This window comes from Streptomyces sp. NPDC055254 (assembly GCF_053606025.1).
Genome location: NZ_JBSGQV010000013.1, coordinates 99991 through 114005 on the forward strand (window position 1 = coordinate 99991; position 14015 = coordinate 114005).

General features: G+C 70.3%; 15 protein-coding genes. 12 read left to right on the plus strand and 3 right to left on the minus strand.

All coding sequences use genetic code 11. The features are described from left to right. Positions 1–68 precede the first annotated feature (68 nt). From ACWFQ8_RS15885 to ACWFQ8_RS15920, 8 genes are all read left to right on the plus strand, one after another. A complete protein-coding gene (locus ACWFQ8_RS15885) occupies positions 69–887 on the plus strand; it encodes a helix-turn-helix transcriptional regulator (protein ID WP_453786865.1) in 819 nt (272 codons plus the stop codon). Continuing rightward, positions 884–2299: a Fe-S cluster assembly protein SufB gene (gene sufB, locus ACWFQ8_RS15890; RefSeq protein ID WP_453786803.1), complete on the plus strand. Its 1416-nt coding sequence runs from the start codon at positions 884–886 to the stop codon at positions 2297–2299. Before ACWFQ8_RS15885 ends, sufB begins: the two co-directional genes overlap by 4 nt. A 95-nt stretch (positions 2300–2394) precedes the next feature. Beyond that, positions 2395–3573 (plus strand): Fe-S cluster assembly protein SufD, encoded by a 1179-nt coding sequence (sufD, locus tag ACWFQ8_RS15895; protein WP_453786804.1) that lies wholly within the window; start codon positions 2395–2397, stop codon positions 3571–3573. Next, positions 3573–3890: a bifunctional 3-phenylpropionate/cinnamic acid dioxygenase ferredoxin subunit gene (locus tag ACWFQ8_RS15900; RefSeq protein WP_453786805.1), complete on the plus strand. Its 318-nt coding sequence runs from the start codon at positions 3573–3575 to the stop codon at positions 3888–3890. The genes sufD and ACWFQ8_RS15900 overlap by 1 nt, the downstream gene beginning before the upstream one ends. Positions 3891–3897: 7 nt before the next feature. Further along, positions 3898–4671 carry a Fe-S cluster assembly ATPase SufC gene (gene sufC / locus ACWFQ8_RS15905; RefSeq protein WP_453786806.1) on the plus strand — a complete coding sequence of 258 codons (774 nt, stop codon included), beginning with the start codon at positions 3898–3900 and terminating at the stop codon, positions 4669–4671. Continuing rightward, complete coding sequence (locus tag ACWFQ8_RS15910; RefSeq protein WP_453786807.1) at positions 4668–5924, plus strand: cysteine desulfurase; 1257 nt, start codon at positions 4668–4670, stop codon at positions 5922–5924. The genes sufC and ACWFQ8_RS15910 overlap by 4 nt, the downstream gene beginning before the upstream one ends. Positions 5925–5961: 37 nt before the next feature. Next, positions 5962–6423, plus strand: coding sequence for a Fe-S cluster assembly sulfur transfer protein SufU (sufU, locus tag ACWFQ8_RS15915; RefSeq protein WP_453786808.1), 462 nt, complete (start codon positions 5962–5964; stop codon positions 6421–6423). Beyond that, positions 6420–6764 carry a metal-sulfur cluster assembly factor gene (locus ACWFQ8_RS15920; protein ID WP_215020285.1) on the plus strand — a complete coding sequence of 115 codons (345 nt, stop codon included), beginning with the start codon at positions 6420–6422 and terminating at the stop codon, positions 6762–6764. Before sufU ends, ACWFQ8_RS15920 begins: the two co-directional genes overlap by 4 nt. 170 nt (positions 6765–6934) lie before the next feature. Here ACWFQ8_RS15920 and ACWFQ8_RS15925 read toward each other — a convergent pair whose 3' ends face one another. After that, positions 6935–7330 carry a hypothetical protein gene (locus ACWFQ8_RS15925; RefSeq protein ID WP_453786809.1) on the minus strand — a complete coding sequence of 132 codons (396 nt, stop codon included), beginning with the start codon at positions 7328–7330 and terminating at the stop codon, positions 6935–6937. Between the two features lie 202 nt (positions 7331–7532). Between ACWFQ8_RS15925 and ACWFQ8_RS15930 the strand changes: the two genes are divergently transcribed. The 3 genes from ACWFQ8_RS15930 (at position 7533) to dapD (ending at position 9521) form a co-directional block, all read left to right on the plus strand. After that, a complete protein-coding gene (locus ACWFQ8_RS15930) occupies positions 7533–7856 on the plus strand; it encodes a DMT family transporter (protein ID WP_453786810.1) in 324 nt (107 codons plus the stop codon). Beyond that, on the plus strand, positions 7856–8407 hold the full coding sequence (locus tag ACWFQ8_RS15935) for a TetR/AcrR family transcriptional regulator (protein ID WP_453786811.1): 552 nt from the start codon (positions 7856–7858) through the stop codon (positions 8405–8407). Before ACWFQ8_RS15930 ends, ACWFQ8_RS15935 begins: the two co-directional genes overlap by 1 nt. Positions 8408–8540: 133 nt before the next feature. Next, positions 8541–9521 carry a 2,3,4,5-tetrahydropyridine-2,6-dicarboxylate N-succinyltransferase gene (gene dapD, locus ACWFQ8_RS15940; protein WP_453786812.1) on the plus strand — a complete coding sequence of 327 codons (981 nt, stop codon included), beginning with the start codon at positions 8541–8543 and terminating at the stop codon, positions 9519–9521. A 106-nt stretch (positions 9522–9627) separates the two neighbouring features. Here the strand turns inward: dapD and ACWFQ8_RS15945 are convergent, their stop codons facing one another. Both ACWFQ8_RS15945 and ACWFQ8_RS15950 read right to left on the minus strand, forming a co-directional pair. Beyond that, the gene (locus ACWFQ8_RS15945; RefSeq protein ID WP_453786813.1) at positions 9628–9882 is read right to left on the minus strand and encodes a hypothetical protein; all 255 of its coding nucleotides are present in this window, start codon (positions 9880–9882) and stop codon (positions 9628–9630) included. Positions 9883–10144: 262 nt separating this feature from the next. Next, positions 10145–11986 (minus strand): endonuclease/exonuclease/phosphatase family protein, encoded by a 1842-nt coding sequence (locus ACWFQ8_RS15950; RefSeq protein ID WP_453786814.1) that lies wholly within the window; start codon positions 11984–11986, stop codon positions 10145–10147. 391 nt (positions 11987–12377) lie between these two features. Here ACWFQ8_RS15950 and ACWFQ8_RS15955 point away from each other — a divergent pair, with 391 nt between their 5' ends. Further along, positions 12378–13898 carry a hypothetical protein gene (locus ACWFQ8_RS15955; RefSeq protein WP_453786815.1) on the plus strand — a complete coding sequence of 507 codons (1521 nt, stop codon included), beginning with the start codon at positions 12378–12380 and terminating at the stop codon, positions 13896–13898. Positions 13899–14015: the final 117 nt, after the last annotated feature.

Here is a 14015-nt window from a genome sequence, read left to right on the forward strand (position 1 = left end):
TGCGGAGTGTTCGGCTCCGAATAACTCTCCGTCGATAAATAAGGTGACCCTTAGTGATGGAGGCCACCATGCGTGGCCTCCATCACGGCTTGTCGCGGCTCGCTTATTTACGCAACAATGGCGTTGTGAAATACGGCGAACGGAAGCACGAGACCCCCCAGGGGGAGCTCGCGACCGGGGAGCGGTCCACCCGCAACCGGGTCGCGCGGTCCATCCTGGACCACGGTCCGTCCACCGTCGCCGACCTCGCCCAGCGACTCGGCCTCACCCAGGCGGCCGTCCGCCGCCACCTCGACACGCTCGTGGCGGACGACGTGGTGGAGGCCCGCGAGCAGCGCGTCTACGGCGCGCGCACCCGGGGTCGGCCCGCGAAGGTGTTCGCGCTGACCGACTGCGGGCGCGACGCCTTCGACCAGTCCTACGACGCGCTCGCCGCGGACGCCCTGCGCTGGATCGCGCAGTCCGTCGGCGGCGGCGAGCAGGGCGAGGCGGCCGTCGCCGCCTTCGCCAGGGCGCGGATGGAAGCACAGGCGGCTCCCTACCGGGAGGCCGTCGAGGCGGCGGACCCCGTGGACCGCACGGAGGCCCTTGCCCGGGCGTTGACCAAGGACGGGTACGCTGCTGCGGCGAAGAGCGCTCCCGGTCCGCACAGCGGTGAACAGCTCTGCCAGCACCACTGCCCGGTCGCACACGTCGCCGAGCAGTTCCCGCAGCTCTGCGAGGCGGAGACCGAGGTCTTCTCCCGACTGCTCGGGACACACGTACAGCGCCTCGCCACGATCGCCCACGGCGACGGAGTGTGCACGACGTTCATTCCGCGCAGCGCGAGCGCCGCACAGACCGACACATCAGTATCTGCAAGTACGGCCGGGAGGAACCCCGCATGACCACGGAGACTGCTCACCCTGAGCTCGATGGCCTGGGCACCTACGAATACGGCTGGGCCGACTCCGACGCGGCCGGCGCGGCTGCCAAGCGGGGTCTGTCCGAAGAGGTCGTCCGCGACATCTCGGCGAAGAAGTCCGAGCCGGAGTGGATGCTGAACCTCCGCCTCAAGGGCCTCAAGCTCTTCGACCGCAAGCCCATGCCGAACTGGGGTTCCGACCTCTCGGGCATCGACTTCGACAACATCAAGTACTTCGTGCGTTCCACCGAGAAGCAGGCCGCTTCCTGGGAGGACCTGCCGGAGGACATCAAGAACACGTACGACAAGCTCGGCATCCCCGAGGCGGAGAAGCAGCGCCTCGTCGCCGGTGTCGCGGCCCAGTACGAGTCCGAGGTCGTCTACCACCAGATCCGCGAGGACCTGGAGGAGCAGGGCGTCATCTTCCTCGACACGGACACCGCGCTCAAGGAGCACCCGGAGCTCTTCCAGGAGTACTTCGGCACCGTCATCCCGGTCGGCGACAACAAGTTCGCGTCGCTGAACACCGCGGTGTGGTCCGGCGGATCGTTCATCTACGTCCCCAAGGGCGTCCAGGTGGACATCCCGCTCCAGGCCTACTTCCGTATCAACACGGAGAACATGGGCCAGTTCGAGCGGACGCTGATCATCGTCGACGAGGACGCGTACGTCCACTACGTCGAGGGCTGCACCGCCCCGATCTACTCCTCGGACTCGCTGCACAGCGCCGTGGTCGAGATCATCGTCAAGAAGGGCGGCCGCTGCCGCTACACGACGATCCAGAACTGGTCGAACAACGTCTACAACCTGGTCACCAAGCGCGCCGTGGCGTACGAGGGCGCGACCATGGAGTGGGTCGACGGCAACATCGGTTCCAAGGTCACCATGAAGTACCCGGCCGTCTACCTGATGGGCGAGCACGCGAAGGGCGAGACCCTGTCCATCGCCTTCGCGGGCGAGGGCCAGCACCAGGACGCCGGTTCCAAGATGGTCCACATGGCGCCGAACACCTCCTCGAACATCGTCTCCAAGTCGGTGGCCCGGGGCGGCGGCCGCACCTCGTACCGCGGCCTCGTCGAGATCGGCGAGGGCGCCCACGGCTCGAAGTCCAACGTGCTGTGCGACGCGCTCCTGGTCGACACGATCTCCCGCTCGGACACGTACCCCTACGTGGACGTCCGCGAGGACGACGTCTCGATGGGCCACGAGGCGACCGTCTCCAAGGTCTCCGACGACCAGCTCTTCTACCTGATGAGCCGCGGTCTGACCGAGTTCGAGGCCATGGCCATGATCGTGCGCGGCTTCGTCGAGCCGATCGCGCGGGAGCTGCCGATGGAGTACGCGCTGGAGCTGAACCGGCTGATCGAGCTGCAGATGGAGGGCTCGGTCGGCTAGTCCCGACCGCCCCGCGCGTTCCGCAGCGGATTCTTTGACGCAGGCAGTGCCTGACGCAGGCAGCGCTTTACAAGAGAGTGAGCAAGACGACAGCCATGGCTGAGGCTCAGAACATTCCGGCGGGTTCCACCACCGCCGGCGCGATCGCGGTGGCCGCCGAGTCCACCGTCGCCACCCGGATGAGCGCGCCCCCGTCCTTCGACGTGGCGGACTTCCCGATCCCGAACGGCCGCGAGGAGGAGTGGCGCTTCACGCCGCTCGCCCGCATGCGCGGTCTGCACAACGGCACCGCGGTCGCCGACGGCACCTTGAAGGCCCAGATCGACGCGCCCGAGGGCGTCACCGTCGAGTCGGTCGAGCGCGGCGACGCGCGCATCGGCAAGGCGGGCACCCCGGTGGACCGGATCGCCGCCCAGGCGTTCTCGTCCTTCGCCAAGGCCACGGTCGTCACCGTGCCCAAGGAGGCCGTCCTGACCGAGCCGGTGCGCGTCACCCTGCACGGCGAGGGCGGTACCACCTTCGGCCACACCGTGTTCGACGTGCAGGCCTTCGCCGAGGCCGTCGTGGTCATCGACCACACCGGTGACGGCGTGCGCGCCGCCAACGTCGACTTCCTCGTCGGCGACGGCGCCAAGCTGACCGTCGTGTCCGTGCAGGACTGGGACGACACCGCCGTCCACGTCTCCCAGCACAACGCGCTGGTCGGCCGCGACGCGACCTTCAAGTCGATCGTGGTCACCTTCGGCGGCGACCTCGTCCGCCTGCACCCGCGCGTGACCTACGCCGGCCCCGGCGGCGAGGCCGAGCTCTTCGGCCTGTACTTCACCGACGCCGGCCAGCACCAGGAGCACCGCCTCCTCGTCGACCACGCCGCCCCGCACTGCAAGTCGAACGTGGTCTACAAGGGTGCGCTCCAGGGCCAGGACGCCCACGCGGTCTGGATCGGTGACGTGCTCATCCAGAAGACCGCCGAGGGCACCGACACCTACGAGATGAACCGCAACCTCGTCCTGACGGACGGTGCGCGCGTCGACTCGGTCCCGAACCTGGAGATCGAGACCGGCGAGATCGTCGGCGCCGGCCACGCCTCCGCGACCGGCCGCTTCGACGACGAGCAGCTCTTCTACCTCCAGGCCCGCGGCATCCCGGCCGACGAGGCCCGCCGACTGGTCGTGCGCGGCTTCTTCGCCGAGCTCGTCCAGCAGATCGGTGTCGCGGACATCGAGGAGCGCCTGCTCTCCAAGATCGAGACCGAGCTCCAGGGCTCCGTCTGATGACGTACGTCAAGGCCTGTGCGCTGAGCGAGCTGGAGGAGGACACCCCGAAGCGGGTGGAACTCGACGGCACGCCGGTGTCCATCGTCTCCACCGCGGGGGAGGTGTTCGCGATCAACGACATCTGCTCGCACGCGAACGTCTCGCTCTCGGAGGGCGAGGTCGAGGACTGCATGATCGAGTGCTGGCTGCACGGATCGGCCTTCGACCTGCGCACCGGCAAGCCCTCGGGCCTGCCCGCGACGCGTCCCGTACCCGTTTACCCCGTAAAGATCGAAGGGGACGACGTGCTCGTCTCCCTCACCCAGGAGTCCTGAGGTATCCATGGCAACGCTTGAAATCCACGACCTGCACGTCACCGTCGAGACCGGCGACTCGGCGAGTGGCTCCCGCGAGATCCTCAAGGGCGTCGACCTCACCGTCAAGCAGGGTGAGACGCACGCCATCATGGGTCCGAACGGCTCCGGCAAGTCCACCCTGGCGTACTCGCTGGCCGGTCACCCGAAGTACACCATCACCGGTGGCACCGTGACCCTCGACGGCGAAGACGTCCTGGAGATGTCCGTCGACGAGCGCGCCCGCGCCGGTCTCTTCCTCGCCATGCAGTACCCGGTCGAGGTCCCCGGCGTCTCGGTCTCCAACTTCCTGCGCACGTCGGCCACCGCCATCCGCGGCGAGGCGCCGAAGCTGCGCACCTGGGTGAAGGAGGTCAGGTCCGCGATGGAGCAGCTCCAGATGGACCCGGCCTTCGCCGAGCGCAACGTCAACGAGGGCTTCTCCGGCGGTGAGAAGAAGCGCCACGAGATCCTGCAGCTGGAGCTCCTCAAGCCGAAGATCGCGATCCTCGACGAGACCGACTCCGGCCTGGACGTCGACGCGCTGCGCGTCGTCTCGGAGGGCGTCAACCGCTTCCGCGAGACGGGCGAGGTCGGCACCCTGCTGATCACCCACTACACGCGCATCCTGCGCTACATCAAGCCCGACTTCGTGCACGTGTTCGCGAACGGCCGTATCGCCGAGTCGGGCGGCGCCGAGCTCGCCGACCAGCTGGAGGCCGAGGGCTACGACAAGTACGTGAAGGGTGGCGCGACCGCGTGACACAGCTGCCTGGCCTCCTCGACATCGAGGCGATCCGCAAGGACTTCCCCCTGCTGGATCGTGTGGTCCACGACGGGAAGAAGATCGTTTACCTGGACAACGCGGCGACCTCGCAGAAGCCGCGCCAGGTGCTCGACGCGCTGAACGAGTACTACGAGCAGCACAACGCCAACGTCCACCGCGGCGTGCACGTGCTCGCCGAGGAGGCCACGGCGCTGTACGAGGGCGCTCGCGACAAGGTCGCCGCCTTCATCAACGCACCGAGCCGCGACGAGGTGATCTTCACCAAGAACGCCTCGGAGTCGCTCAACCTGGTCGCGAACATGCTCGGCTGGGCGGACGAGCCCTACCGGGTGGACCGCGAGACCGAGATCGCGATCACGGAGATGGAGCACCACTCCAACATCGTGCCGTGGCAGCTGCTCTCGCAGCGCACGGGTGCGAAGCTGAAGTGGTTCGGCCTCACCGACGACGGCCGGCTGGACCTGTCCAACATCGAAGAGGTCATCACGGAGAAGACGAAGATCGTCTCCTTCACGCTGGTCTCCAACATCATGGGCACGGTCAACCCGGTCGACGCGATCGTCCGGCGCGCGCAGGAGGTCGGCGCGCTGGTGCTGATCGACGCCTCGCAGGCCGCTCCGCACATGCCGCTGGACGTGCAGGCGCTCGGCGCCGACTTCGTGGCCTTCACCGGCCACAAGATGTGCGGCCCGACCGGCATCGGCGTGCTCTGGGGTCGCCAGGAGCTGCTGGAGGACCTGCCCCCGTTCCTCGGTGGTGGCGAGATGATCGAGACCGTGTCGATGCACTCGTCGACGTACGCCCCGGCGCCGCACAAGTTCGAGGCGGGTACGCCCCCGATCGCCCAGGCCGTCGGCCTCGGCGCGGCCGTGGACTACCTGAGCGCGATCGGCATGGACAAGATCGCCGCCCATGAGCACGTGATCACCGAGTACGCGATCAAGCGCCTCGCCGAGGTGCCGGACCTGCGGATCATCGGCCCCACCACGGCCGAGGACCGCGGAGCCGCGATCTCGTTCACGCTCGGTGACATCCACCCGCACGACGTCGGCCAGGTACTGGACGAACAGGGCATCGCCGTGCGCGTGGGACACCACTGCGCGCGCCCGGTCTGCCTGCGGTACGGAATTCCGGCGACGACGCGAGCGTCTTTCTATCTGTACTCCTCTCCGGCCGAGGTCGACGCACTGATCGACGGGCTGGAGCACGTACGGAACTTCTTCGGCTGACGGGGGAGACGAGGGTGACGAAGACGACGGAGTCGCTGTGAAGCTGGATTCGATGTACCAGGAACTGATCCTGGACCACTACAAGCACCCGCACGGGCGTGGTCTGCGTGACGGCGACGCCGAGGTGCACCACGTCAACCCGACCTGCGGTGACGAGATCACGCTGCGCGTGAAGTACGACGGCGAGACGCTCACCGACGTCTCGTACGAGGGCCAGGGCTGCTCCATCAGCCAGGCCAGCGCGTCCGTACTGAACGAGCTCCTCGTCGGCAAGGACCTGGCCGAGGCGCAGAAGATCCAGGGAGTGTTCCTGGAGCTGATGCAGTCCAAGGGCAAGGTCGAGCCCGACGAGGCGATGGAGGAGGTGCTGGAGGACGCGATCGCGTTCGCCGGCGTCTCCAAGTACCCGGCGCGCGTGAAGTGTGCTCTGCTGAGCTGGATGGCGTGGAAGGACGCGACCGCCCAGGCACTGGGCGACGCGGAGAGGAAGACGGCATGACCGAGAACGCGACGCCCGAGGCGTCGATCAAGCCGGCCACCGAGGAAGAGGTCCGCGAGGCCCTCTACGACGTGGTCGACCCCGAGCTGGGCATCGATGTCGTCAACCTGGGCCTGATCTACGGCATCCACGTCGACGACGCGAACATCGCCACGCTCGACATGACGCTGACCTCGGCGGCCTGCCCGCTCACGGACGTCATCGAGGACCAGGCGAAGTCGGCCACCGACGGCATCGTGAACGAGCTGCGCATCAACTGGGTCTGGATGCCCCCGTGGGGCCCGGACAAGATCACGGACGATGGTCGCGAGCAGCTCCGCGCACTCGGCTTCAACGTCTGACCGACGCATGCGCGTGAGGGCCCCCGGCACGGTCGTGCCGGGGGCCCTCCCTGCTCTGCGGGGTTCTGTGGCCGCCCGCCGTGCACGGCTCCGCCGCCCGGGAGCGGCCGGGGCCGCCGGCGCCCTGCTCGTGGCGGGTCCGGGCGCTTTCCCGCAGGCGGCCTGACGGCTCAGTGGTCGCCCGTGTGCGGGCGCACTGGACGTGGCAGTGGCTGACGCCAGTCGCCCAGCCTCGTGAGGAGAACCTGGCGGGCGAGAGCGCGTATGTCGTCCCACGCCGAATCCTTGGTCAGGGCGTCGTTCCAGAGGCCGACGCGGCAGGTGGCATCGATCTCGCCGAGGCGGCGGTCGACGGCTCGAAGATCGCGCAGATCCTCGGGCTCGAAGGCTCCGCGCTCCGCGAGCCCTTCGGAGACGCGGCAGAGGAGCTCCACCTCTTCGACGACGTCCTTCGTCTCCAGTTCACGCTCGCCCAGCCAGGCAAGTTGGTCCTGGGTGTCGGCTGCCAGGAGAGCCATGAAGCGCAGCGTCCAGGTGCGCAGGTGCGCGTCACCGAGGGGGTTCATCCGTGCAGGATCGCACACAGCTCCCGCGCGCAACCGTGTTCGATGGCGCCGAGGGTGGCAACGGCCGGTGCGGCGGCCGCGGAGGTTGAAGCGCGATTGCTGCGGCTGCAGTCGAACAGGAAGTCCTGGGCGGCCCGGTCCACCCTGAGGTGACTGAAAGCGATGTGTACAGGCGTACGCAACGCTGTGTACGCTCGTACGCATGCCCTATGTACTGCTTGCCGCGGCCATCGCCGCCGAGGTCGCCGGCACCACCGCCATGAAGTACAGCGACGGCTTCACGAAGCTCTGGCCCTCGCTCGGCACCGCGGTGGGGTACCTGATCGCCTTCACCCTGCTCGCGCAGACCCTCAAGACGATGTCGGTCGGCACCGCCTACGCGATCTGGGCCGGGGTGGGCACGGGCGCCATCGCCGCCATCGGCATGATCTTCATGGGTGAGGCGGCCACCGCCGCGAAGATCGCCGGCATCGCGCTGGTGATCGCCGGCGTGGTCCTGCTGAACCTCGGCGGAGCGGCGCACTGATGGCGGCGGGCGTCCGCAGGTACGACCCCGAGCGGCGGCAGCGGATCATCGACGCGGCGATCCGGGTGGTGGGCGCCAAGGGCATCGCGGGGCTGAGCCACCGCAGCGCGGCGGCCGAGGCCGACGTGCCCCTCGGCTCGACGACCTACCACTTCAAGACGCTCGACGACCTGCTGGTCGCGGCCCTGCGGCAGGCCAACGAGGGCTTCGCGGCGCTGATGTCCGCCTCTCCGGCGCCGGCCGACCCGATGGAGGACCTCGCGACGTCCCTGGCCCGTCTGCTGGGCGAGTTCCTGGCGGCGGACCGGGGGCGGGTCGAGCTGGAGTACGAGCTCTACCTGGCCGCACTGCGCCGGCCGGCGCTGCGCCCGGTGGCCGCCGAGTGGTGCGAGGCGGCCGCCGAGGCCCTCGCGGGGCGGACCGACCCGGTGACGGCCCGCGCGCTGGTGGCCGTCATGGACGGCATCGGCCTCCAGGTGCTGCTCACGGACGCGCCGTACGACGAGCCGTACGCCCGGGAGGTCCTCGGGCGGGTGCTGGCCGGCGCCTGAGACCCGGCGGCCGCCGGCCCGGCCCCGAGGGCCACCACCGGTGGTTTCGTAGGGGCACCGCCGGCGACACGCTGTGCGACCGGCACATGAGACCGGTTCGCGACCGACGGCCGTCGCCGGTTAGGTTTCGGGCATGACTGCTACGCGTACCACCGGCGCCGTCGCCGCCGGACTTGCCACCATCACCGCCGACGGCACCGTCCTCGACACCTGGTTCCCCTCCCCCGAGCTGGTCGCCGAGCCCGGCCCGGCCGGCACCGAGCGCCTGACCGCCGAGCGGGCCGTGGAACTGCTCGGCGCCACCGCGCCGAAGGCGATCCGCTCGGACGCGGTCCGCGGCGTCGAGGTCGTAGCCGTCCGCACCGTCATCGCCTCCCTCGACGACAAGCCGCTCGACGCGCACGACGCGTACCTGCGCCTGCACCTGCTCAGCCACCGCCTGGTCAAGCCGCACGGCCAGAACCTCGACGGCGTCTTCGGCCTGCTGACCAACGTGGCGTGGACCTCGCTGGGCCCGGTCGCGGTGGACCAGGTCGAGACCGTCCGGCTGAACGCGCGTGCCGAGGGCCTTCACCTCCAGGTCACCTCGATCGACAAGTTCCCGCGCATGACGGACTACGTCGCCCCCAAGGGCGTGCGCATCGCCGACGCGGACCGCGTCCGCCTCGGCGCGCACCTCGCCGAGGGCACCACCGTCATGCACGAGGGCTTCGTCAACTTCAACGCCGGCACGCTGGGCACCTCCATGGTCGAGGGCCGCATCTCCGCGGGCGTCGTGGTCGGCGACGGCTCCGACATCGGCGGCGGCGCCTCCACGATGGGCACCCTCTCCGGTGGCGGCAAGCAGATCATCTCGATCGGCGAGCGCACCCTGGTCGGCGCCGAGGCCGGCGTCGGTATCGCGCTGGGCGACGAGTGCATCGTCGAGGCGGGCCTCTACGTGACCGCGGGCACCCGCGTGACCCTCCCGGACGGCCAGATCGTCAAGGCTCTGGAGCTGTCGGGGGCCAGCAACATCCTCTTCCGCCGCAACTCGGTCACCGGCGCCGTCGAGGCCCGCCCGAACAACGCGGTCTGGGGCGGCCTGAACGAGGTCCTCCACAGCCACAACTGACGCCCCGCCGCCATCGGCCCGCCACCGGGCGGGTGCGGGCGGCCGGTCGTTCGCAGAGCGCCCTTCCGGGATCCGGGAGGGCGCTCGGTGCCGGTACCGGTGCGGGTCAGTGCAGGGGGATGGTGCGGACCAGGCCGGCGAAGGCCTGCTGCTCCGCCTCGGTCAGTTCGACCGTCTCCATCGGGTGCGCCGCCGAGGTGCGCTGGGCCGGGATCACCGGCAGGCCTTCGGGAGCGCCCCGTTCGGGGTGGTGGAAGCGGCTGTTCCACAGCATGCGGCCGGCAGCGGCGACCGAGACGAGGGCGGCCGCGAGCAGGACGGCGAGGCCGATCTCCTGGGCGAGGGAGATGGAGGGGAGCACACGGTCCTCCAGAGGTCCGGCGGTGCAAGGCGGTGCAAGCTCGGGCGTGCAGACACTCAACACCACAACCGGCCGATTGGGTAGGGATGTGGCGAGCGTCACGCCAGGGTCGAAAGTCCCCCTTCTCACCCCGCAGCGGCCCGCCGCCGCTTCACCGGCCCCCTGCCCCGCCGCGCGTGCGGCGGAGGGCCCGGCCGGGACGGCGGCCGGGCCCTCCGCGTTCGTGAGGATCCCCCGGGAGGACCGGGAGATCCCGCGCGGGTTACGGACGGAAACGCAGCACCTGCGGGTCGTGGTCGCTGTTCTGGGCCGCGAACTCCGCGTTGATGTGCACGCTGTCGTACGTGAAGTTCTTGATCGACGGGCTCGTCAGGATCTGGTCCAGCACCTGGGCGTTGCCCTGGTAGACGTACGAGTACCGCTCCGCCTTCGGCAGCGACTTGATCGCCGGGTACAGCGCCCCGCCGTCGGCCAGCGCGTTCGTCGTCGCCGAGAACTCGAAGTCGTTGATGTCACCGACGACGAGGACGTTCGCGTTCTTCTCGGCCGCCAGGATCTCCTTCACGAAGCCGTTCACGGACTGCGCCTGGAGCAGCCGCTTGGCCTCCGAGGAGCGCACCGGCGGCTGGTGGTGGGAGGTCAGACCCTCGTCGCCGCCCTTGGAGCCGAAGTGGTTGGCGATCACGAAGACCGACTTGCCGCGGAAGCTGAACTGGCCCGCCAGCGGCTTGCGGCTGTCCGCCCACGCCGGGTTCGCCGGGTCGATCCGGCCGGGGGAGCGGGTGAGGGCGGCCTTGCCGTTCTCCTTCACCACGCCGGTCGCCGTCACCGCGTCGCCCGGGGCGCGCTCGACGAAGGAGACCCGCTCCGGGTTGAAGAGGAACACCTGGCGGATGTTGCCGCCGGGCTCGCCGCCGTCCTTCTTGTCCTCCGGGTCGATGGTCCGCCACTGGTAGGCGGGCCCGCCCGCCGCCGCGATGGCCGCGGTGAACTTCGCGAGCGTCTGCCCGGCCGAGACGGTGCCGTCGTTCTTGGCGCCGTTGTCGTCCTGGATCTCCTCCAGAGCGAGGATGTCGGGGGCGGCCAGGTTCTCCACGACGGCCTTCGCCAGCGCGTCGAACTTCTCCTGCGGGTCCGTCGGGTCGAGGTTCTCGACGTTGTACGTGGCCACCGCGAGCTCGTTCGCGGCCTGCGCCTTGGTCTTCTCGGGGGCGAGGGTGCCCGCCTTGACCGTACCGAGCGTGCGGGCCACCAGGGTGTAGCCGCCGAACTGGTTGAAGTCCAGCGGGCCTTCGGTGGTGCCGGTCAGCTTGTCGCCGACGTTGGCCACCGGGAAGGGCTGCTGCGCGGCCGGCGCGAGCTGCTGGATCTGGAGCCGGCCGGTGTTCTGGGACTCGTAGGAGCCGTAGACGGTGCCGCCGCGCTTGGCGGCGTTCTCCCAGCCCTTCACGGTGACCCACAGCTCCGAGTACGGGTCGGTGGCGCCGACCACGCGCGAGGTGCCGATGCGGACGTTCATGCCCTCCAGCGACTCGTAGAAGTCCAGCGCGTAGCGAGAGGGCTCCAGGGCCAGGCCGTTGATGCTGCCGCCGGCGGCCGGGTCGCCGAGCGGGGCGTACTCGCCGGGCACCGTGTACTCGTTGATCGAGGAGGCCTCCGGCAGCGCGTTGCCGGACGAGACCACGGTCACCGTCGGCTTGGAGATCTGGGTCACCGACTGGTTGCCGGAGTTCAGGCCGCCGGGCACGTACTCACCGACCGTGCCGGAGACCTTGACCGCGTCGCCCACGGCGACGGTCGGGACCGAGCCGGTGAAGACGAACACGCCCTCACTGGTGGCGTCGTCGCCGTCGCCGTCCGGGTCCTGGATCCAGAAGCCGCGGGAGCCGTACGTGCGCACACCCGTCACGACGCCCTGGACGTCGGCGACCTGCTGACCGCTGAGGGGGGATATCCGGGTGGTGCCCTGGATGTCGTGGATGCGTATCGGATCGGCGGCCGCGGCGCCTTCGGCCGCGTCGGCGGAGCCCGCGAGGAGGCCGGTGGCCAGTGCGCTGGCGACGAGGGCCGCGACGGCGGCGGAACGGGGATGCGAGGAACGCATGGGCGGGAACTCCGGTGTGAGGTGAGGGAAACGGAGAGACGGCGAAAAGGTGAGGCAGTGAGATCTGCGGGCGACTGACGGCCCGCGATACATCTACGCGCGTCAATTTCCTGGGTTGCCAGCAAAGTTGTCAAGCCCTCCAGGGAATACGACAGCTGACTGTGGGATGAACCAAGGGCGATGACCCGCCGGGCACGCCCGAAATGCGTCTACGCTGGGTCGCCGTACGACGGCCACGACTGTCCCGGCCCCGGCCTTCCGGCCCGTACGGCCCGACCCGCCGAACCGGCCCCGGGGCCGACGGGCCCACCGGGCCGGACGGACCCGCCGGCCACATCCGCCGACGGGCTGTCACCGCCCGCCCCACCGCGTCCGCGAGGAGAACCGCCCCATGTCCGCAGAGCCGCACCCCACGCTGCCGCCGGTACGGCTGCACTCCGATGCGGAACTGGCCCGCGAGGCCCTCACAGCCCCGCTGTTCGCCCGTGCCGTACGGCTGGCCCGGTGGGCCGGACCCGCGACGCGCGTCGACGTCGGCGGTGAGCTCGTCGCGGCGCAACTGTCCGAAGCCGCCGCGGCGCTCGGCCTCGACACCGAGGACCCCGACGCACCGATGTACGCGAGCCAGGCCTGGCGGGTGGCCGTGGACACCGGTCTGGTCGACGTGACCGAGCCGGAGGAGGACCGGGGCGCCGACGCGGGCGGCGCGGAGGCGGACTTCGGCACCGCGGCGCCCGGCGAGGACCTGGCACTGGTGACGGGCGGCGCACCCGGCGACGTGCTCGACCTGTGGCTGACCGCCCTGGAGGCCGTGATCGCGGACGCGGCCGTGCCGGACCTCGACGACCTCGTCGACGCGCTGGACGAGGGCGGCGAGATCGACTTCGACCGGCTGGACTGGAACCCGCGCCACGAGGCGGACTTCCTCGACGGGGTGCTCGCCAACCTCTACCTCCTCACCGCCACCGAGGGCGGGGCGGCGGACGGACCCGTTCCGCTGCCCGTGCTCGCCGCGTCGATGGTGGTGCCCGACGGCATGGGGGAGCCGACCGACGCCGTGCTGGAGCAGGTCTCGGACGCGATGATGCGGCTCGACGACCAGTTCAGGCAGTTGGAGCCGATCGGGCTCGTGGAGTTCCGGCCCGTCGACGAGGAGCTGATGGCCGAGGCCGAGGAGCCGCACCCCGCCGCGCAGCCCGACGAGGAGCCGCTCGGCCCGGGCCGGGCCCGGGCCGACCTCGACGACGAGGACGTCTCGCGCTACGGAATGGTCCGGCTGACCCCGCTCGGCCTCTACGGCATCCGCGCCCGGATGCTGGAGGCCGGGGTCGAGGCGCCGGCCGTCGGCGACCTGGCAGACAAGGGCGCGGACGCGCTGCTCGACGGGGTGTCCCGCTACCCCGGGGCCGCCGCCCAGGCCGAGATCGAGCAGTGGCTGGCCGGCCGGGACCCGGCCGCCGCCGTGCCCGAGCTGCTCGCGGCCGCCCGGGGCGACGACGAGGGCGCGCCGCTGCGCCGGCTGCGCTGCCAGCAGGCCCTGGCGTCGACCGGTCCGGAGGCCGAGCCGGCGGTCCGCTCGGTGCTGGACGACGCGGAGCTCGGCGGGCTCGCCCGGGTGTGGCTGGCCGAACGCGGCGCGGGCGGCGTACCGGCGCCGGACCCGACGATGGTGTACTGGCTGACCGTCGACACGATCGCCGCGCAGCTCGCCGCCGGCGGCGAGACGGAGGAGCTGCCGCTCCTGATGGAGTCCCTGACCGCCCATCACGCCGGGTTCTTCGACCAGGTGTGGCGGGTGGAGCACCCCGCGACGGCCTACGTCCTGGAGGTGATGGGGCGCCTGCACCCGGACAAGAAGGCGGCGAAGGAGGCCCGTAAGGCCGCGTTCAAGGCGCGCTCGCACCGGCCCTGAACGGCGCTGTACGGCCCTGAACGGCTCGGGGCGGTGGACGGCAGGCGGTGACAACGCGCCGATCCTGGGCCGGACTTGGCCATTCACGGCACCGGCAAGGGGTCGACTCGGCTTCGT

Bases quoted from the DNA above. Each gene is read 5' to 3' on its own strand.
- ACWFQ8_RS15885 (WP_453786865.1), top strand. From the start codon at position 69: ATGCGTGGCCTCCATCACGGCTTGTCGCGGCTCGCTTATTTACGCAAC.
- sufB (WP_453786803.1), top strand. From the start codon at position 884: ATGACCACGGAGACTGCTCACCCTGAGCTCGATGGCCTGGGCACCTAC.
- sufD (WP_453786804.1), top strand. From the start codon at position 2,395: ATGGCTGAGGCTCAGAACATTCCGGCGGGTTCCACCACCGCCGGCGCG.
- ACWFQ8_RS15900 (WP_453786805.1), top strand. From the start codon at position 3,573: ATGACGTACGTCAAGGCCTGTGCGCTGAGCGAGCTGGAGGAGGACACC.
- sufC (WP_453786806.1), top strand. From the start codon at position 3,898: ATGGCAACGCTTGAAATCCACGACCTGCACGTCACCGTCGAGACCGGC.
- ACWFQ8_RS15920 (WP_215020285.1), top strand. From the start codon at position 6,420: ATGACCGAGAACGCGACGCCCGAGGCGTCGATCAAGCCGGCCACCGAG.
- ACWFQ8_RS15925 (WP_453786809.1), bottom strand. From the start codon at position 7,330: ATGAACCCCCTCGGTGACGCGCACCTGCGCACCTGGACGCTGCGCTTC.
- ACWFQ8_RS15930 (WP_453786810.1), top strand. From the start codon at position 7,533: ATGCCCTATGTACTGCTTGCCGCGGCCATCGCCGCCGAGGTCGCCGGC.
- ACWFQ8_RS15935 (WP_453786811.1), top strand. From the start codon at position 7,856: ATGGCGGCGGGCGTCCGCAGGTACGACCCCGAGCGGCGGCAGCGGATC.
- dapD (WP_453786812.1), top strand. From the start codon at position 8,541: ATGACTGCTACGCGTACCACCGGCGCCGTCGCCGCCGGACTTGCCACC.
- ACWFQ8_RS15950 (WP_453786814.1), bottom strand. From the start codon at position 11,986: ATGCGTTCCTCGCATCCCCGTTCCGCCGCCGTCGCGGCCCTCGTCGCC.
- ACWFQ8_RS15955 (WP_453786815.1), top strand. From the start codon at position 12,378: ATGTCCGCAGAGCCGCACCCCACGCTGCCGCCGGTACGGCTGCACTCC.